At 40.6% G+C, this 20389-nt stretch carries 17 protein-coding genes and 2 tRNA genes; 6 read left to right on the forward strand and 13 right to left on the reverse strand.

Annotated features, from left to right (window positions below):
- Position 1: 1 nt before the first annotated feature.
- Together EWU23_RS14050 and tpiA are read right to left on the reverse strand one after the other, a co-directional pair.
- On the reverse strand, positions 2 to 418 hold the full coding sequence (locus EWU23_RS14050; RefSeq protein ID WP_235942174.1) for an HAD family hydrolase: 417 nt from the start codon (positions 416 to 418) through the stop codon (positions 2 to 4).
- Positions 419 to 513: 95 nt separating this feature from the next.
- Positions 514 to 1275: a triose-phosphate isomerase gene (gene tpiA / locus EWU23_RS07605; RefSeq protein WP_166230435.1), complete on the reverse strand. Its 762-nt coding sequence runs from the start codon at positions 1273 to 1275 to the stop codon at positions 514 to 516.
- Between the two features lie 141 nt (positions 1276 to 1416).
- Here tpiA and EWU23_RS07610 point away from each other — a divergent pair, with 141 nt between their 5' ends.
- The 4 genes from EWU23_RS07610 to EWU23_RS07625 are packed head-to-tail and all read left to right on the forward strand — an operon-like array spanning position 1417 to position 7686.
- Entirely contained in the window at positions 1417 to 4557 is a 3141-nt protein-coding gene (locus tag EWU23_RS07610; RefSeq protein WP_166230437.1) for a glycoside hydrolase family 3 N-terminal domain-containing protein, read from the forward strand.
- A 4-nt stretch (positions 4558 to 4561) separates the two neighbouring features.
- Entirely contained in the window at positions 4562 to 5449 is an 888-nt protein-coding gene (locus EWU23_RS07615; protein ID WP_166230439.1) for a TIGR01777 family oxidoreductase, read from the forward strand.
- 1 nt (position 5450) lies between these two features.
- Positions 5451 to 6032: an LOG family protein gene (locus tag EWU23_RS07620; RefSeq protein ID WP_166230441.1), complete on the forward strand. Its 582-nt coding sequence runs from the start codon at positions 5451 to 5453 to the stop codon at positions 6030 to 6032.
- A complete protein-coding gene (locus EWU23_RS07625; RefSeq protein ID WP_166230443.1) occupies positions 5989 to 7686 on the forward strand; it encodes an OmpA family protein in 1698 nt (565 codons plus the stop codon). The genes EWU23_RS07620 and EWU23_RS07625 overlap by 44 nt, the downstream gene beginning before the upstream one ends.
- Here EWU23_RS07625 and EWU23_RS07630 read toward each other — a convergent pair whose 3' ends face one another.
- The 5 genes from EWU23_RS07630 to EWU23_RS07650 form a co-directional block, all read right to left on the reverse strand.
- Positions 7687 to 7980 (reverse strand): carboxypeptidase-like regulatory domain-containing protein, encoded by a 294-nt coding sequence (locus EWU23_RS07630; RefSeq protein WP_166230445.1) that lies wholly within the window; start codon positions 7978 to 7980, stop codon positions 7687 to 7689.
- Between the two features lie 99 nt (positions 7981 to 8079).
- Positions 8080 to 9081 carry a glycosyltransferase family protein gene (locus EWU23_RS07635; RefSeq protein WP_166230447.1) on the reverse strand — a complete coding sequence of 334 codons (1002 nt, stop codon included), beginning with the start codon at positions 9079 to 9081 and terminating at the stop codon, positions 8080 to 8082.
- A gap of 91 nt (positions 9082 to 9172) precedes the next feature.
- Entirely contained in the window at positions 9173 to 10438 is a 1266-nt protein-coding gene (locus tag EWU23_RS07640) for a serine hydrolase domain-containing protein (protein WP_166230449.1), read from the reverse strand.
- 201 nt (positions 10439 to 10639) lie between these two features.
- Positions 10640 to 10725, reverse strand: a tRNA-Leu gene (locus tag EWU23_RS07645).
- A gap of 40 nt (positions 10726 to 10765) precedes the next feature.
- Positions 10766 to 10841, reverse strand: a tRNA-Gly gene (locus EWU23_RS07650).
- A 98-nt stretch (positions 10842 to 10939) separates the two neighbouring features.
- Here EWU23_RS07650 and EWU23_RS07655 point away from each other — a divergent pair.
- Entirely contained in the window at positions 10940 to 11410 is a 471-nt protein-coding gene (locus EWU23_RS07655; RefSeq protein ID WP_166230451.1) for an Lrp/AsnC family transcriptional regulator, read from the forward strand.
- On the opposite strand, the gene tgt is transcribed toward EWU23_RS07655, so the two are convergent.
- From tgt to EWU23_RS07685, 6 genes are all read right to left on the reverse strand, one after another.
- The gene (gene tgt / locus EWU23_RS07660) at positions 11411 to 12544 is read right to left on the reverse strand and encodes a tRNA guanosine(34) transglycosylase Tgt (RefSeq protein WP_166230453.1); all 1134 of its coding nucleotides are present in this window, start codon (positions 12542 to 12544) and stop codon (positions 11411 to 11413) included.
- A 71-nt stretch (positions 12545 to 12615) separates the two neighbouring features.
- Positions 12616 to 16266: a PVC-type heme-binding CxxCH protein gene (locus EWU23_RS07665; protein WP_166230455.1), complete on the reverse strand. Its 3651-nt coding sequence runs from the start codon at positions 16264 to 16266 to the stop codon at positions 12616 to 12618.
- A gap of 25 nt (positions 16267 to 16291) precedes the next feature.
- Entirely contained in the window at positions 16292 to 17404 is a 1113-nt protein-coding gene (locus EWU23_RS07670; protein ID WP_166230457.1) for a Gfo/Idh/MocA family protein, read from the reverse strand.
- A gap of 77 nt (positions 17405 to 17481) precedes the next feature.
- Positions 17482 to 18366 (reverse strand): DMT family transporter, encoded by an 885-nt coding sequence (locus tag EWU23_RS07675; RefSeq protein ID WP_166230459.1) that lies wholly within the window; start codon positions 18364 to 18366, stop codon positions 17482 to 17484.
- Positions 18366 to 19442 carry an LptF/LptG family permease gene (locus EWU23_RS07680; protein WP_166230461.1) on the reverse strand — a complete coding sequence of 359 codons (1077 nt, stop codon included), beginning with the start codon at positions 19440 to 19442 and terminating at the stop codon, positions 18366 to 18368. Before EWU23_RS07680 ends, EWU23_RS07675 begins: the two co-directional genes overlap by 1 nt.
- Entirely contained in the window at positions 19442 to 19840 is a 399-nt protein-coding gene (locus tag EWU23_RS07685; RefSeq protein WP_166230463.1) for a DUF983 domain-containing protein, read from the reverse strand. Before EWU23_RS07685 ends, EWU23_RS07680 begins: the two co-directional genes overlap by 1 nt.
- A gap of 110 nt (positions 19841 to 19950) precedes the next feature.
- Here EWU23_RS07685 and EWU23_RS07690 point away from each other — a divergent pair, with 110 nt between their 5' ends.
- Positions 19951 to 20388, forward strand: coding sequence for a hypothetical protein (locus EWU23_RS07690; RefSeq protein ID WP_166230465.1), 438 nt, complete (start codon positions 19951 to 19953; stop codon positions 20386 to 20388).
- The last annotated feature ends 1 nt before the right edge of the window (position 20389 follow it).

Genomic DNA, 20389 nt, shown 5'->3' on the forward strand with positions numbered 1-20389 from the left:
TTCAATATGGTGGAAGTATTTTTCTAAGCCAGATTTGGCTAATTTCCTTTCTTGATCCAGTTGCCACGACTAAGCGATACTTTAGAGATAAAGCTCCTAATACCTCTTCAACTCCCGGTAAAATTTCAATGGGTTTATGGATTAAATCCTTTCCAATATCCAGAATGCGTTCAATTCCATCCAGGCCAATGGTCCCTTTAGAAATTCGAGTGGCGGTTTCAATCATGGACAACATAAATCCTTTTACCCCATATCCATAGGTCTCCAAATTGTCCATTTCTGTTTTGAAAAGTTCCTGAGAAGTACTGTGAATGGGTAGAAAATCCTCCATCATTTGGCAGAAGTGTTGTTCTGCCTCACTGAAATAGGGCTCATTTACCCACAATGTATCATCCGCATCAAAGGCGATAACTTTCATATATCAGTTTGTTGGACAAGAAAATAAGAGGATTATTGTTAACCTTGCCAGCGTTCCAAACGCTGGCAAGGTTAAGAAATTTAGACAGATTTTTTTTAGAATGATTTCGCAATTGTAATGAAATCACCCGCTTTCAAAGAAGCACCACCGATAAGGCCACCATCTACATCTGAACAAGCAAATAATTCAGCGGCATTCTGTGCATTGCAACTACCTCCATAAAGGATTGAACAAGCATCAGCTACCGCTTGACCATATTTACCAGCAATATGTTGACGTAAATAAGCATGCATTTCTTGAGCTTGAGCTGAAGAAGCTGTTAAGCCAGTACCAATTGCCCAGATAGGCTCATAGGCAATCACCACTTGACCAAATGCCTCAGCACTTAAATGGAATAAACTTTCCGTTACTTGTTGGGCAACAAGGGCTAAAAATTCACCACCTTCACGCAACTCTAGGCTCTCTCCACAACAAAAAATAGGAGTTAATTTATTTTCTAAAGCAGCATCTACTTTAGCTGCCAATTGAGCATTACTTTCTTGGAAATATTGTCTACGTTCCGAGTGACCTAAAATAACATAAGGAACACCAGCAGAAGCCAACATAGGTGCAGAAATTTCACCTGTATAGGCACCTGAGGCCTTTTCATGGCAATTTTGGGCTGATACGGATAAATTAGCAATTCCTTCAGTCGCTTTATTTACTTCAGAAATAAATAGCGATGGAGGTGCCATAATTACCTGTACGTTGGATGGGACATCCGATTTTACTAATGCTGCTACTTCAGCAGCTAATGCCACAGCTTCTGCAGCTGTTTTATTCATTTTCCAGTTTCCTGCAACAATCTTTTTTCTCATACGTTCATCTTTTTTGGTGTGCAAAATTACAATTCCTTTCTGGCTTAAGAAAAATTACTACGAAAAATCAATCCCAAAGCCCCAAAGATTCAGGCTTTTGCCGTATTTTCACAACTTGGTATTTTCAAATTCGACCGTTCCATGAAACTTCAAATCAAAGCCTTTAGTGCAAGTCTGCTTCTCTTATTTTTAGTTAGTATCGCTAATCTTACCCTGGCGCAATCTAGTCTATTTCCCCACGCCAAACAGAAATGGGTGGATTCGGTATATGCAACGCTTAGCCTAGACCAAAAAATTGGTCAAGTATTAATGCCACGTGGTAATACTGGACCCATTTATGATACAGCCCGACTGAATTCCATCGTGAGGGATTATCATGTAGGGGGCTTTGTGTTCTTTGCAGGCTATCCTACTAACCAAGCTAGACTAGTCAATAAATTACAATCCATGTCCAAAGTCCCTCTTTTCATTGGTATGGACTTGGAATGGGGCTTAAATATGCGTTTGGATTCAACTGTTCGCTATCCCTATCAAATGACGCTTGGAGCTATGCAAGGGAATGATGCTTTGATCGAGAAGATGGGTTTTCAAATAGCCCAGCAATGCAAGCGCATGGGCGTACATATCAACTATGCACCTGTGGTGGATGTGAATAATAATCCCAATAATCCTGTCATTAATTTTCGCTCCTTTGGGGAGGACCGAGATTTAGTTACCCAAAAAGCTCTCGCTTACATGCGAGGACTTCAAAAAGGAGGAGTTATTACTTCTGCGAAACACTTTCCTGGACATGGTGACACAGGAACGGACTCCCATTATGACCTTCCTATATTAAGCCATAGTCGCAGTCGATTAGACAGTTTGGAATTATTCCCTTATCGTGAGTTAATTCAAAAGGGTTTGCAAGGAATCATGGTGGGGCATTTAAATATTCCATCTTTAGACACGACAGCCAGTTTGGCTTCAACGCTTTCTAAGCCCATTGTGAAAGGCTTATTGCGCGATGAATTGAAATTTGAGGGTTTGGTATTTACCGATGCCATGGACATGAAAGGGGCCACTAAAATGTTTCCAGAAGGAACAGCCAATGTCAAGGCTATTTTAGCAGGGAATGATATTTTAGAGACTTTTGTGGATGTTCCTTCTGCCTTCAATGCCATCAAGAAAGCCCTTAGTACGGGAGAACTATCTGAAGAAGATTTGAACTTTCGGGTTAAAAAAATATTGAATGCCAAAGCTTGGGCTGGTTTAGATCAATACCAACCGATAGCCATTGAAAACCTGATTGAGGAGTTAAACCCTATCCATTCAGAAGTGCTTAATAAGCAGTTAGCCGAGAAAACGGCTACTGTTATGAAGAATACTGACAACCTGATTCCACTTCGAAATCTACAGCAATTAAAGGTGGCCACTTTGGCCATTGGTAAGGCCAATTATGGAAGTACTTTCCCTACAGAATTTCAAAAAATGGCCCAAAACTACATGGAAATGGATCATTTTTATGTAGATGAAACCAGTGCAGATACGACCATTACAAATACCCAAGCGAAATTAAATGCATATGATGTCGTGCTTTTGGGAATTCATGGAACCTCCATTCGTCCAGCGAATAATTACAGTATCAAGCCTCCTATCAAAACCTTGGTGGATCGTTTTGTTAGCCCAAAGACGGTGGTCGTGCATTTAGGAAACGCCTTTACATTGACTAAATTTGATTCTTTGCAAAAGGCCGCTGCCTTGATTACGATGTATCAGGATGGGATAGCCCAACAAGAAGTGGCTGCTCAGTTGATTTTTGGCGGTTTGGCCGCTTCAGGAAAGTTTCCTGTCACTTTAAATAATAAATATGCTCGTGGTATGGGTATTTCTACTCCTACTTTGGCTCGTTTGCAGTACAATGTTTTACCGGAGGCAGTGGGGCTACAAGGTACTTACCTAAACAAACAAGTTGATTCATTAGCCAAATTAGCCATTCAAGTCAAAGGAGCCCCAGGAGTCGTGGTTTTAATTGCCAAAGAAGGCAAAGTGATTTACCATAAAGCCTTTGGAAATCAAACCTATGAATCTAGTATTCCATTACGCAAATCAGATATTTTCGATTTAGCGTCTATTACCAAAATATCCACCTCCATTCCTGCATTGATGAAATGGGAAGACGAGGGTAAATTTTCACTTCGAGAGGGAATGGGAGCCTTAATTCCTGATTTAAAAGCCTCTAATAAAGCAAATTTGAAATATATCGATGTACTAACTCATCAGGCAAGATTAAGAGCTTGGATTCCGTTTTGGCAAGAATATGTTGATAGTACTGACATGATTTTTCATAGCAAGAAATTCAATGAGCGATTTGCTAAGAAAGATTTGAAAACCACAGTTGTAGAGAAGTTTATAACCAAAACGCAAGGCGAGGACCGTGTGAAAGCATTGATTAAACAACAATACAAAATGCTTTGGGATAGTTGCGTTGATATAAAATCTGAAGTAACTCGTTGGAAACCTAAAACCATCTCCTATCAATATTCGGAAGAATATCCGATCAAGATTACGGATAATTTGTGGGGACATAGCAGCTTATCTACCCAATTGTTTGCTGCAATTAAAAACTCACCTTTGAGAGAGAAGAAAGAATATGTGTATTCCGATCTTTCTTACTATTATTTACCACGAGTTTCTCCACAAATGTCAGGTAAAGAATGGACCGAATTTTTATCTGATAATTTTTATAAACCCTTGGGAGCGAGCACTTTGGTATATCAAGCAGATAAACATTTCCCTATGGACAGAATTGTACCAACGGAATATGATTCTTTATTTAGAAAGACCTTAATTCATGGAAAAGTACATGATGAGGGAGCAGCGCTTTTGGATGGAATAAGTGGACATGCCGGCCTATTTGGGAATGCGAATGACCTAGCTAAATTGATGCAAATGTATTTGCAAAGAGGCTATTATGGAGGTCAACAATTTATTAAGGAGGAAACCATGCGCACCTGGACTTCCTATCCATTTTCTATCGATGAAAACTCAAGGAGGGGAATTGGATTTGATAAACCCGATCGTAAGAAGCCTGGAATTTCTGCAGCGGCATCAGCTAGTGCTGAAAGTTTTGGACATTCAGGGTTTACGGGGACCTACACCTGGATAGATCCTGCACATGATTTAGTCTATGTCTTTTTATCCAATCGTGTTTATCCTACCCGAAATAATAGTAAAATAAGTGATTTGAATATTCGAACTGGAATCAATGAAGTGATCTACCAAGCTATCAAGAAAGGAAACTAATTCGATGAAAATACTGATCACGGGAGGTACAGGTTTTATAGGGAAAGCGTTGCAAAAGCAATTAAGAGCAAGTGGTCATGAAGTTATTATTTTATCCAGAAGTGGAGGGGATTTTCATTGGGATCCCTTTAAAGGAGAAATGGATAGACAAGCGCTGGAGGGTGTCGATACCATCATTCACTTGGCAGGAGCAGGTATAGCAGAAAAACGCTGGACAAAAGCTAGAAAGGAAGAGTTAATTCAATCCCGCGTGCAAAGTTCACAAACTTTGTTTCAAACACTAAAACAGCATCCCCATCAGGTTCATACCCTTATTTCAGCTTCTGGTATAGGTTATTATGGAGCAGACACGGGAGAGAAATTATGTGAAGAAAACACAGCGCTTGGTCAGGATTTTATTGCTTCCTGTACGCAAGCTTGGGAAGGTAGCCTGAAAAGTATTGAGGACTTAGGAATACGCGTAGTCAAGTTTCGAATAGGTTTGGTCATGGGAAACGGAGGGGGGATTTTCCCCGTTTTACAAAAACCGATTCGTTGGTTTGTAGGGGCCAATATCGGAACAGGTAAACAGTGGCAGTCGTGGATTCATTTGAAAGATTTAATTGGCATGTTCGAATGGGCATTACAAGAACAATCGATGAAAGGAGTTTATAATGCTGTAGCACCTGAACCGCTTCGTCAATCCGAATTGAACAAGCAATTAGCCCGTGCGATGCATAGACCTTTATTTTTACCTGCTGTTCCAGCTTTTGCCTTACATTTGGTATTGGGTGAAATGGCGGTTTTAGTTACGGGGGGAAATTTAGTTTCTTCACATCACATACAGAAAGAAGCCGGTTTTTCGTTTAGATTTGTACGATTTTCAGAAGCTCTAAAGGATTTAATCCCTTAATATGTCAAAAAAAATATTGATTTACTGCGGTTCATCGAAGGGGAATAATCCTGTGTATGAAAAGGAAGTTAAGAAGTTAGCACAAGAACTGAAGAAGCATGATTGTTCGATCATTTTCGGAGCGGGAAGTGTAGGTTTAATGGGCGTCATGGCCGACGAATATCTGCGTTTAGGAGGAGAAGTAATCGGTGTTATTCCCTCTTTTATGGAACCATGGGAAGTGAAGCACTTGGGCATTCAGACTTGCCATGTAACAGAATCCATGCACGAAAGAAAGCAGTTGATGGCCGAACTGGCCGATGGGGTTATTGCTATGCCAGGAGGTTTTGGGACTTTTGATGAATTATTTGAAATGTTAACTTGGAAGCAGTTAGATCTACACCAAATGCCCATCGCTATATTTAATACCGCGGGGTATTATGATCTATTGTTGCAACAGCTACAACACATGATTCATGAAGGCTTTTTGAAAGAGCGTAATTTAACAGCTCTTCATGTGGAATCTGATGCGGGAAAACTGGCTGATTGGATGATGGATTATGTGCCAGAGAAGATGGAAAAGAAATGGATCTACCGAGCTTAATGCCCATTTAAGAATGATGAAATATGTGATTTTTTTCTTGCTGCTATTGGGATTGCTGGACATTCAGGCTCAAAAATTACCTGAAAACTTGGGTTCAGCGATTAATTCCGACTATTCTGAATTGAATCCTGTCATGGCACCAGATGGAAAGACCTTATATTTTGGAAGGAAAAATCACCCATCAAATAAGTATGGAACTACAGGCTCAGAGACGGTAGCGGGTTCACAGGATATTTGGTATAGTGAGCGAATTGGGGATGTATGGAGTACTGCCAAAAGAATGCCAGATGTTTTAAATCGGGATCAATACAATACGATTTTATCGATTTCCCCTGATGGACAAACCATCTTATTGAAAGGAGCCTATGTCCAAGGAGTCTATGAAACACGGGGTTTTTCTATGTCGAAAAAGACGATGAATTCATGGTCCATTCCGGAGAAATTAGATATTCCGGATTACGAAAAATTGAGTCGAGGAAAGAATGAATATGCTTACTTGACTATGGATGGCAAGGCGCTGTTGCTAGCTTTTTCAGAGAAAAAGAATTCTGATCGAGATGATTTATATGTCAGCTTTTTGAATGACGGCAAATGGACCGAACCCAAGAATTTAGGGAAAACCATCAATACGGATTATTCTGAAACAACCCCATTTTTGGCAGCTGATGGTAGGACACTTTACTTTTCTTCCGATAGACAGGGGGGGCAAGGAAGTCAGGATATATACATGTCCAAGCGCTTGGATAATAGCTGGACTAATTGGCGGACACCTATCAATTTAGGTGGCCCAATTAATACGGAAGAATACGATGCCTATTATAGCTTATCGGCCAAAGGCGATTATGCCTATTTTTTGTCGTCCAAAAGTTCTTTGGGAAAGAAGGATATATTTCGAATTGTGATAGAAGCTGAACCAGAGATGCCCACTCCTGCCAAGCCTGCTGAGCCTAAGGTGGAAGAAAAACCCGTATTAGCTCAACAAGATGTGAAAGGTAGCCCGAGGTCGGTTTCTAGTGAGCAGTCGGAAGCTGTAGTATTGGTTTCTGGCCGAGTTTTGGACCCACAAACGGGTAAGGTGCCTGATGAGACAAATATCAGCTATGAGGACTTAAAAACAGGCAAAACCATAGGTATCGCTAAACCTGATCCCAAAACAGGTTTGTATAAGCTAGTTTTACCTTATGGTGTTAATTACGGAATTACTGCGAAGGCCAAAGGCTTTTTGCCAAGTTCAATCAACATCGATTTAAGTAAATTAAGAGGACGGTATTTGGAATTGGATGAGCGCGATTTAGTGATGGCCCCTATTGCCAAAGGATCTAGTATGACCATTAATAACGTATTCTTTGAAACGGGTAAAGCGACTTTAACTGCTGAATCAGACCCAGAGTTGAAGCGCATTGTTCAAGTGATGCAAGAAAATGCCACCCTGCAAATTGAAATATCGGGACATACAGATAATACGGGTTCCGATGAGTTAAATAATAAGTTATCCCAAGATCGTGCTGACGCGGTTAAAAATTATCTAATGAACCAAGGCGTTAAGTCGGACCGAATAAGAACCAAGGGCTATGGTAAAACGAAGCCTAAGGCGGATAATTCAACAGAAGAAGGCCGACAATTGAATCGCCGAGTGGAATTTGCCATCTTGTAATTAAGGTTGCTGGCGGATTTCGGGGATTTGCTCTTTCATGATAACTTTCATCTCATTTTGATGGGCTTTTACAGCTTGGACGGTAGTTGTATATCCTATAGCCGAGAAGCTTATTGTACTCAATACAGAAGCGTTGTTGATGGTAAAGTGACCTTCGGTATCGCTGAAGGCCTTGCTGTGATTCATTTTAATCCTAACTCCATGAAGAGGATTCCCTCTCTGATCCATGATTTGCCCATGAATAGTTTGGGGTGCCGTGAATGGAAGTAAAATCAAGTATAAAAAGGCTAACATTTATCGGGTCTTTGGGCATGTTACATGCACAAAGGACAGACAATCATATTACCTAATTGTTAGGGAATTGCTATGAAATGATTAATTAGCATTTGCTACTTAGATTTGAACTTTATCGATGAAGTTCACCACCTTCTGAAAAGGTAGACTTAGGTATTTTCTAACGCGTAAAAAACGTTTTCTAGGTTTCAGTTCAGGGGTTTTGATGTAAAAACAGGGAAATTTTTTGTACATCTCATGACCGTTTTTAATTAAAATTTGGGCGTACTGGTCAAAAATAGTGGCTACATCGGGCTTTTCCTGGAAAGTATACCGATTCTGGTACTTGGAAATTTCTGTTGGGTTTTCAGGATGATAACCCGAGAAATGGAAAAAGATGAGGAGCACCGCGTCATTGACAGTGTATGGAATATTTTCCCCAGTCAAGGTTCTTTCATGCAGGTTCCAGTAGGCCATATTTAGGCCCAAATGTCGACTAATGTATACATCGTCAAAGTAAACCGGGGCAAAATTTACCCACAATTGATCCACAAACATTCCATTGGCTAAATCAATGTAGCATTGATCGCGGAGGCGCTCTTTCCACCAACCAAGGAATTCAAGAGTGTTAGGACTACGTTTGGTTCCCAGGAACCCTAAGTTAAAAATACCGGTGTTTAACAAATCCGTTTCTTGCGGACGAGAGGTATCTGGGTATGGGCTTAGAATGTGTGGAGTTAGAACTAAACTATGGTTTTTTAAAGGTGTTTCAATGTCACTAAGTGCTTGAAAAACCAAAATATCCGGATCAAAGTAATGTACCATTTCAGCTTCCGGATAGGTATTGTACACATATTCCATGAAAAATGGCTTCACGGCCGTGTTTAATTCGGTGATATTGTATTTATCACAAAGCTCATCCAGATCCTCGATTCCAATGCTATGTAATTCAATCAAAGGATAGTTAGGCAATTGGGATTTATCAATGCTGGATTGATCCAAACGGTCCACCAAACCTATTAAAAAGGTATAGTCCGGATTATGCTGTAAAAGAGAGTCTCCCAATGATTTAGCTTGCGCTAAATAATTAATGGAGCAAATGGTAAGGACAATTTTTTGCATGGTATAAATCCAAGATTTGTCAACTTTTTAAAAGTTGACAAATCTAAGTTGACAAATCAAATCTACGGCGACAATTCGAGCTTGACAAATCTTAACGCAGCAAACTGCTATAAATGATGTTTTCTACTTTTCTGCTATAATCCCCATGTGAGTTAGGGCTATGCTGGGTCATAATTAAACAGATCATATTTTCTTTGGGATCAGCCCAATAAGTGGTTCCATAATAACCACCCCAGTTAAATGAGCCTTTATTTCTGCCATGTAAATGACTGGATCTTTCTGATGTAATGGAAAAGCCCAGACCAAAATTATCGGCTCCTTCTTTGATAAAGTCTAATTGTGGACTAGTCATGAGTTCCACAGTTCTCCTTCCTAAAATCTGTTTTCCATTGTATTTCCCTCCATTGAGTAGCATTTGTAAGAATATGGCATAGTCGAATGCCGTAGAGGAAAGCCCTGCCCCCCCAGAGAAATAAGATTTTTTATCTAGGGGATAATTGGGGTTGATATTCCGAAAAGTAGGAGCCCAGGCAATGATGTTTTTCTGTGCATCTTCAGTATAAACACCAGGAAGTCTACTGGCTTTTTCAGCCGGGACATTGAAATAGGTATCCTTCATTCCCAGCGGATCGAAGATGTTTTTTTGAAGGTATTCTTCTAGATTTTGTCCACTGATTACTTCAATCAGGCAACCTAATAAATCGGTATTTAGGCCATAGGTAAATTTTTCCCCAGGCTGATGTTCCAAAGGCAATTTGCCTAAGATTTTCATTTTTTCGAGCAAATTGGCTTGAAAGGTTCCAAGGCCTGATGGAACACCTGCTTTGGCATAAATAGCTTTCATGCGATCAGAACCGATATCAGCATAACCGAGACCTGAGCTGTGAGTTAGTAAATCACGAAAGGTAATTTCTCTTTTGGCATTTATGAAGGTGAAGCTAGTATCGGCAGGATTATAATCTTGGATGACTTTTGGTTTCTTGAATTCTGGGATAAAATCTCCGATGGATTGGTCTAGGCTGAATTTCCCTTTTTCGTACAGTTGCATGATGCCTGCGCTAGTGATGCCTTTGGTTTGACTCATGATGCGGAAAATGGCATCGGCGGGCATGGGCTTTTTAGAGGCCAAGTCGGCATAACCGTGACCTTTATAATGAATGACTTGGTTATCTTTGATCACGATGGTAACAGCACCTGTTAACCAATTTTTATCTACATACTGTTTCAATACGGTGTCCACATAGGCCAATCGTTGATTGTCAATACTTGGATGAGGCTTACTGATGGGAGAAAGAACTTGGCCGTAGTGGCTAAAACTGATACAAAATAGCAGCAGGAAGAGGAAACTTTTTTTCATGGGGTAATTGGTTCTTTGAATTTAACCCAAGATAAAAGGAATTCTGGAAGAAAAATAATGGATTGAATTTGTGAGGGAAATGAGTGTTTTGTCATTAGAAGAGGGTGGATTTTGTCATTTCTGCTAAAAACCTTGTCATTACCTCTAATTTCGACTCATTAAAAAGCCGTAACTCGCATTGTTTCAGCAAGTTACGGCTAGTACCTGGGATGGGAATCGAACCCACACGAGCGTTACGGCTCACAGGATTTTAAGTCCTGCGTGTCTACCAGTTCCACCACCCAGGCGGCCCTGTAAAACTCAAAAGCACCGTGGGGTGCTTCCAAGTGGAGCGAAAGACGGGGTTCGAACCCGCGACCTCGACCTTGGCAAGGTCGCGCTCTACCAGCTGAGCTACTTTCGCATTTTCGTGGGGCAAAATTAAGAACCTTTGCTTATTTATGCAAGAGGAAACGTAAATTTCCCTTAAATATTCTATAATTTTGTTTTTTCTAACATTCCATGAACATCACAAAACTAGATCAAACCGATCACAAACTGCTGGAAATTTTGCAACAAAATGCCAAAATTACCAACGCCCAATTGTCGAAGGAAATAGGCCTTTCTCCTGCTCCCACCTTGGAACGTGTCAAGAAATTAGAGAGTCTTGGAATCATCCAAAGTTACCATGCTCAAGTAGACCGTGATAAAGTAGGTTTAGGTGTAACTACTTTTGTTACAGTGACTTTAACGGGGCATAAGAAGCAAGTGACGGAGTCATTTGTTCATCAAATCAATCAAATACCTGAGGTGATTGAATGCCATCACGTGACGGGTGCAGGCGATTTTATGTTGAAGATTATCTCCAAAGATATCTCCACCTATCAGAAATTGATGTTGGAAAAAATCAACGAAATCGAAGAGGTATCAGCCACTTCTACCATGGTGATTTTATCGACTTTCAAAGAATCAAAAGTTTTACCAATTCCTTGATTATAGCCGCTGCATCAGCTGCGGAATCATGCGATTCTTCCAAGAAGTGAAACTTCCTTGAACGATTTCTTTGCGAGCTTCACCTACTAACCAGAGGTAAAAGCGCAGATTACAAACGCTGGCGATCATGGCACCTAGCATCTCTTCACAGCGAATCAAATGCCGAACGTAGGCTTTGCTGTATTGGCCATGGACCGTGTCAGCAAAAGCTGGATCTATCACAGAAAAGTCGGACTTCCACTTTTCATTTTTGATGTTGATGATGCCTTGTGTCGTAAAAATCATACCGTTTCTGGCATTACGAGTAGGCATTACACAGTCAAACATATCAATTCCTAAGGCGATTCCTTCTAAAATATTAGCTGGCGTCCCCACTCCCATCAAATAGCGGGGCTTGTCTTTGGGTAGAATATCGGTTACCTCATCCGCCATTTCATACATATCTTCCACTGGTTCACCTACGGATAGGCCACCAATGGCGTTTCCAAATGCACCCTTCTCCGCAATGTATTCAGCAGAAATTTTACGTAAATCTTTATATACACTGCCCTGAACGATAGGAAACAAGGCCTGATTGTGCCCATATTTTGGTTCTGTGGCCTCGAATCTGTTGATACAGCGATCTAGCCAGCGGTGGGTCATTTCCATGGATTTGCGGGCATATTCGTAGGTACATGGATATGGAGTACATTCGTCAAAGGCCATCATGATGTCGGCTCCAATGGTTCTTTGAATGTCCATGACGGATTCCGGACTAAAAAAATGCGTACTGCCGTCGATGTGCGACTTAAATTTGACTCCTTCCTCTACGATTTTTCTTCCTGTACCTGCCAAAGAATAAACTTGATATCCCCCTGAATCTGTTAAGATAGGGCCATTCCAAGAATTAAATTTGTGTAATCCTCCTGCGGCTTCTATCACGTCTAAGCCCGGTCTTAGGTAAAGATGATAGGTATTGCCTAAGATTATTTGTGCTTTTATTGGGTCTGTTAATTCGGAAATATGAACACCTTTTACGGTACCCGCTGTGCCAACAGGCATGAAAATGGGGGTTTGAATAGTACCGTGGTCGGTACTTAAACTACCGGCTCTAGCCTTGGAATGGGCATCTGTGGATTGAATCTCAAATTTCATGCCACAAAGGTAGGGAAAAAATAAAGCGGTACATGAGTTCACATGCACCGCTTCTTTTATTTGATTTTGTATTATTCTACTTTCATGACCCCATTCATGATTCTCCAGTGACCTGGGAATGTACATAAATAAGGGTAATTGCCTTTGGTATTTGGTGCTTTGAAAACCAATTTAGCTCTTCCATCTGGATCTACTAAAGCGGTATAAGCAATAATTTCAGGAATATTCGGAATATAATTCTTTTGAGCTCCATCGGCTGCGGTAATCATCTTGTCGGCCGCTAAACCTATTTTCTCTTGACTTCCCATTTGGCCAATCACAAAATTGTGCTGCATGGCGTCAATGTTTTCAAAGATGATTTCCACATTGGCACCTGCTGGCACACTAAATTCACGAATGTCAAATTGCATCGCTTCTTTCACCGTTTTGATGACTTTTCTAACCACATTGGCTGAGCCGGTGTTGGTAGCCACTTCTATTTTCCAAGTAGTAGCTAAACGTTCGTAGTAATCAAAATCGCTTGGACGAATAGAAGCTCCTATTTTTTTGAAATAAGCCAAATTGTCGGCAGATAATTTCGGCTCTTTACGGGCATTCCATGTAGCAGAAGCGCCTTTCAAAGCTGCACCAAAAGCAGGTGATTCAATAATCTCGATACTCTTTAACGCATTCACTAATTCATCTCCTGACCAAGTAGATGCGCCTCCACGGAAAACTTTTTCCATCATGTAGACATTCAATGAGCTTGGTCCACTGACTTCCAGTGCCTTGCGGTAGGTATTGTTGTTACGAACGCTTTCTGGCAATGCTCCCGTTTTGTCAATTTGAATTTCCATGCTGTAAGAGCCTGCCATATCGGCACTCCAACCAAAATTACCTGTCCAAGGACCATTGGTGTTTTTAGTAACAGAAACCGTTTCTCCAGGAGCTACTCCATCCGTAAAGGTGAATGATTCCATATCGATCCGGCGCCCCATCCCTTCAATCTTCAAAAATACAGGTAAAACCTTTCCTTTTTCTAAAGCCAGATCTCCCTTGTTTTTGATACGGATAACAAAAGAACTGTTCTCTCTTAACTTGAATTGGCCTCCTTTGATTTGGACCTCAGCAACCACTAAATCTAGTCCTTTGCTTGTTCCATCTATATTCGGATTATTCAACTCCTTCCCAACCTTCTCTGCGGTTGCTACGGGTTTTCTTTTACCTTCTGTCACAATAAAATCCTTCATTCTTTGTCCTCCTTTAGCCATCGTCCAAGCTGAATAGGCTTCCGGTAACCAACGGTCACGATTGTTTTGTTCTTTCGCAATTTTCGCATCCATGGCTTTATTCAATTCTGCGCTTTCTGGCATTTCTATGCTGGCTAATACCGCATGTAAGGCCACCAAAGTATCCTTGTCGTTCAGTACATTTTTTTGAACTAATACTTTAGACCAAGCTTGTGTTCTTGGTAAAACCTGAACCGCATTTTTACGAACAGCGGCACTTGGGTGAATAAGTGCTTGGCTTAGCGCTGCTTTTACGCTAGGTAGTTCCAATGCCTGTAAACCTTCCAATGTTCTTAGGGCATGAATGGCACCTACATTTAATCCCAGTTCGTCTACTTTTTTGTTGGCAATTAAGGTAAGTAAAGCAGGAACGATGTCTTTTTTACCTCGTTCTACTAACAATCTTTGAGCATGTAAACGCCAGAATAAATTGGAATTAGATAAGGCTTTTATGCAAGCGGATGGATCGTTGGTTGACAAGCTAATAGGCTGGTATGAAGGGGCTTGATTCCAACCTACACGGTAGATCCGTCCGTGGGTATAATCGCGTAAATCTGTTTGATAGGCATTTCCAGTTCCATTCGCAAAGCCTTTGGGAACAGGATTATGTTGAATGATGAAACTATACCAGTCAGCAATCCAAACGGCACCATCGGGTCCTACTTGAGCAAAAACAGGAGAAACCCATTCATCGGCTCCTGCCAATAAATTAAATGCTTCTTCATCATTAAAATCACTACCTGATTTCACCATGTTGTTTTGGTGAACCACGTGTCCTGTCGGTTCCGAAACGAAAGCGATTTTATTCCAATATTTTTTTGGAAAGGATCTTGCTGAATAGAAATTGTGACCTGCTGCAGCAGTAAACCCACCAAAAACGTCTACTTGACGTACTTTTTGGGTGATTGGTTTCATGTCTTTGTGCGTATCCGTGCTTTTACTTCCATTAAATGAATATGGTGCTTGCCAGATATTTTTGTGAGGGATAGGGATGTACCAACCATGTGAGTTATTGGCAGTAGATCCAAAGGCGTCTCCCGCTTCGTTGAAATCAAATCCCCAAGTATTGTTGGAGGTATTAGTCACATGTTCCATTTTAGAACCATCTGGTTTAAAGCGGAAAAAGGCATTTCCAAAATTCAGGGAATCGCTGCCTACTTTTCCTTTAAAGCCAGAGTAACCCACTGAGCCCCAAATCCAGTTATCAAAACCATAATGTAGGTTAGAAGGTCCCGCATGTGTATCACCTGTTCCAAAACCTGTGATTAATTCTTGCTTCACATCCGCTTTATCATCACCGTCCGTATCTTTTAAAAACAAGATATGGGGTGCTTGTGAAACGATTAGACCACCATTGGCAAATACCATGCCGGTAGGGATGCTTAGACCTTCGGCAAATCGGGTAAATTTATCTGCCTTGCCGTCTTTGTTGGTGTCTTCACACATTAAAATATAATCACTACCACCTGAAGCTTTACGTTCATTCGGATAGTCTTTTGTAATCAAAACATATAAACGACCTTTCTCATCCCAGGCCATGGCAATGGGGTGCATGACATCTGGTTCTGCGGCAAAAACGGTTAAGTTAAAATCAACCGGAATTTGAATGTATTTAACGGATTCTTCGGGGCTCAAAGGCAATTGCTGCAACTGTGGTCCTTGTCTTTTTTCGTAATTGGGTAAATTGGCTTCGCGATAAGACAATGGGGCCAATTTCAAGTTTTCTAACAACGTGGCTTTGTCTTTACCCACCGCATACAAAATCCCTTGTTCTACCAAGGTTTGAAAGCCCGTTGTTTCCCAAGTTCTTTCATCATGGCCATAAGCGGTATAGAAAACATTTCCTTTTCCATAGCTACGTACCCAAGTATAAGGCTCTGTGGCTTGTCCAGGTTTGTCTTTGGCCTGTTCTGGCCCAATGATCCGTGATTGAATCACGTAATTATCAGCTTGCAATTGGCTGTGTAAATAGGTTTCATCCACGGTTTTGATACCAGGAAAACCTTTTAAAACGGGATGTTGAGGTTGAACATTCTGAATACGGATGGAATCCATTTTGTGACGCCAGAATTGTCCACCGACCATTTTCACATATTCTGGAGAGTTTCGAAAACAGAAAGAAGCACAGTGTAGGGCTACAAGTCCATGACCTGAACCGATGTAATCCAACAATGCTTTTTCTTGTGGTTTTGGAATGGAATCGTGATTGGCAAAAATGATCAAACCATCAAACTTGTTTAGATAGCTTGGATTTAGGTCTTTCAGGGACTCGGTATAGGTCAAATTAATGCCTTTAACCCCCAGAGCCGATTGTAAAGAAGGAAAACGGTCAAGTGGTTTATGATGACCACGATCTCCTAAAAAAAGCATTTCTAATCTTCTGGGCTTTTGGTTTTGCGCCAATAGCTGAAAGGAAGCAGCCAATAATAAGAGGAAACAAGTAAATTTTTTCATGTGTTGTTTTGCCTACGGAAAAGGATTAAAATTCAGGAATTTCGATGATTTTACCACCTTGAAGAGCAGATTCATGGGCTAAAATGCCTACAGAAGTCCAGTTGGCTGACTGAGGGGCATTAGGGAATGGATCACGATCTTGTGCTAGTGCTTGTAAAAATTCATTGACTAAATGCGGGTGAGAACCTCCATGGCCCCCTCCTTGAGTAAAGGAAAGGTGGGTATTTTCGTTTTCGTCGTAAACCCCTTTGGTGGTAAATCGTTGAATTTCTTCAGGTAAATAATGTGCGAAATCGGGTGTAGCTACTTTTTCAGGAATTTCAGGCTCTGGTTTTTTGGCCGTATGTACGACTAATTCTTCCCCTTCAATCAGAGGCCATTCCACGCTTTTTTTAGAACCGTATACTTCAAAACTTTCGCGGTACTGACGCGCTACATCAAACAATGAGCGGTAAACTACGGCACTAAGGTCTGAATTACGGAATTTGATATGCGCTGATTCTACAGCAAATGGAGAGTTATAATGTTGGATTAACTCTTCACGGATTGTACCTGAACCGAAACAAGAGACATATTCTGCTTCTAAACGAAGTAAGCCAGCTACAGGTCCTACGCAGTGCGTTGCATAGTGCATAGGAGGTAAACCTGGCCAATAATCTGGCCAGCCGTCCATGTCTTGTTGGTGTGAGCCTTTCAAGAATTGAATCTTTCCTAATTCGCCTTTTTCGTATAATTCTTTGATGTAAAGAAACTCACGGGAGTAAACCACCGTTTCCATCATCATGTATTTTTTGCCCATTTTACGACTAGCCTCTACAATCGCTTTACATTCTTCTACGGTAGTAGCCATAGGTACGGTACAAGCTACATGTTTACCTGCTAATAGGGCTTGAAGCGTTTGCTGTGCATGTAAATGGATTGGGGAATTGATATGCACTACATCTACTTGGGGATCTTGAAGTAGTTTTTCGAAGTCGGTATATCGCGTTTCAATACCATATGCATCGCCAATCGAATTCAGTTTTTCTTCGTTTCTTTGGCAGATGGCATACATATTCGCCAAAGGATGCTTTAAATAAATGGGAATAAATTCGGCGCCAAAACCAAGGCCAACAATGGCAATGTTAAACTTTTTCATAGTAGATAGTAAAATGAATAAATAGGATGAAGTCTCCAGCTTCACACGTTTGATTAAAAGGCAATATCCGAATTTTTTTACTCTTTTTTACCTGATTTTATTAAGAAGGGGTGAATCATGACGGTCATGACCAAAAGAGCTGTTCCCCAATAAAAACCGGAATGCATAATTTCTTTGCTTCCAAAGATAAAAACGGCCAATAAAATTCCATATACTGGTTCTAGAGTGATGACGAGGTTGATGGAGAAAACAGAGAATACGCGGTAAAGGCGGATGGTTTCTGTATAAGCATAAACCGTACAGACAATGGCCAATATACTGATCCAAAGCCAATCTAGACCCAGAGGCATATAATGCTCCATATTACTTGAAAATCCATAGATCCAGACTAGTCCAGTGATGATTCCTGCTGTAATCATTTCATAAACAGTAATAAGTCGAGGGTCATATTGGTGAGTATATTTCCCATTAATGACGGAAAAAAGGGCGCCAAAGAAGCCTGAAGCGATGCCCATGATGAGTCCTAGAGCTTGGGCTTGTTCCACCGAAAAAATGATGATGAGCGCTATGATGACTAGAACGCCCAAAAAGACTTCGGCCCGTTTGATTTTTTCTTTTTTGGTCCAAGGCTCCAATAAGCTAGTCCAAAATGTTTGGGTGGATAATCCTGCCAAACACATGGCCACGGTGGATACTTTGGCAGCTCCAAAAAACAAGAGCCAATGCAAGGCGATGAAAAGCCCATTTAATATCCATTGGTATAGGATTTTCTTGGGGACTTGAAAACTGACTTGTTGAAATCGAAGGATAGCGAGTAAAAAGAGGGAGCTAATTACGCAACGAAAAAATACAATACTAAGCGCATTGGCTTGGGTAGCATTGCCGAGTATAGCCGTAAAGGCATATAAGACCACAATGAAGTGAATCTTCAAATAGTCAATAAATCGAGGAGCCTGTCTCATTATCTAGGAAGGGTATAATAGAGACCAACACCAATACCACCAAAAATGATGTTTGGCAGCCAAACAGCCAAAAGTGGAGGCATGCCACCGCCTTCGGCTATTCCTTTACTCATCATGAAGAAGAGGATGTAGACAAATGCCAAGGAGAAGCCTAGGGCAATTTGAAAACCGACTCCACCTCGGGATTTTCGGGCAGAAACCAAAAAGCCAATGATGGTCAGAATGATTACCGAAAACGGATTTGCGAAGCGAAGGTATTTTTCTATCAGGAAAATTTCGATTCCATCCGCACCTCGTGAACGAACGAGTTGAATATGTCTTTCCAATTCAGGAAGCGTAAAAGTTTCGTGTAAGAGGTGCTTGTTCTGAAAATCTTTAGGAAATAAGTTAAGGGTTGTATCGATTTTTGAACCAAAAACAATTCCTGTTTTTTTCCCTACCAATGTTCTGATTCTATACTCATGAATCGTCCATTTCTTGCGAACAGAATCCCAGGTGATGTGGTCAGACATCAATTTTTCTTTGATTTCATTGTTGGAAATTCTTTCTAAACTGAATCGGTAGCCGGTATTAGTACTATTATCATAGCTTTCAATGTAGGCATAGATTTCGGGCGCAATTTTGATGTGGACATCCCGCTTATCAAAGAAATAGGTATTGTTGATGTATTTATGCTCAAAAGGGACCCTTATTTTATTGGCATTGGGGACTATCCAGCCAATCATAATGAAGGTTCCAACGGCCACAATCCCTGAGCCAATTAAATAAGGTCTCATCAGTCGGGTGAAACTAACACCTGAACTTAAGATGGCAATGATTTCCGTTTTTGCAGCTAGGTTGGCTGTGAAGAAAACGGTGGCAATAAAAACCATCAATGGACTAATGTAATTGGCCCAGTAAGGAATAAAATTTAAGTAATAGTCGAAAAGGATCTCATTCAAGGGTGCTTGTTTACGGATAAAATCATCGATTTTTTCTGTGTAGTCAATCACCATGACAATCAATACAATTAAAAAAACAGCGAAAACGTATGTTTTCAGAAATTTTTTCAGAATGTAGAGATCCAGTATTTTCATTATTTAGTATGAGCAGTACCTGCAGCGTCACTTTTATATTTAATCATGGAAAATAGGTGAATGAAAATGACACGCGCCATTCGGAAATTGAATGGAACCATGAGTAATGAAACTAAGGTGATCGGTATGATATAACCTTCAGCAGAAGGGTCGCCAAAGAAATTGTAAATGATGATGCCTCCTACGATCATGATGCCTACAGTAAAGGCATAAGAAATATACATGGCACCAAAGAAGAATCCTGGCTCTACTTCATAGCGTAAACCACAAGATGGACAATGCTCGTGCATTTCACTAAACTTCAATAAATTCCACCACTTATGAGTAAAAATTCGGCCTTCATGGCATTGAGGACAACGCGCCTTGACAACGGCGGCTAATTTGGATGGATCTGACATATATTCTAGTTTAAAGGCACAAAGGTAAAGAAAATTAAAGGATTAATTTGAAAGCGGTCGGGCATCTTAGGGGAATTTGTATCTTTGTAAATAACTAAAACTACCACATTATGTATGCTATTTTATTGAATGTACACTCGTATTTACGCTGGCTTGTTCTTATCCTAGGAATCTTAGCCATTTACCGAGGATTTAAAGGGGCACAATCAGGAGCACCATTTACTGAATCTGACAGAAAATCAGGCTTATTTTTCTTGATTTCTGTACATACACAATTATTGATTGGCTTGTTATTGTATTTTGTTTTTAGTCCGGTTACACAAGCTGCATTTGCTGATTTTGGGGCTGCTATGAAAGATCCTGCAATTAGATTAATTGCAGTGGAACATATTACTGTCAATATTTTGGCGGCTATTTTGGTTACGGTTGCGTATTCAAAAAACAAGAAAGCCATTGCTGATGCTCAAAAGCATAAGAATGCATGGTTGTTATTTGGTATAGCTTTGCTTTTGATTTTAAGTCGTATTCCTTGGAGTCGTTTAGCTTAAT

The organism is Aquirufa beregesia (assembly GCF_011090385.1).
GTDB classification, from domain to species: Bacteria; Bacteroidota; Bacteroidia; order Cytophagales; family Spirosomataceae; genus Aquirufa; species Aquirufa beregesia.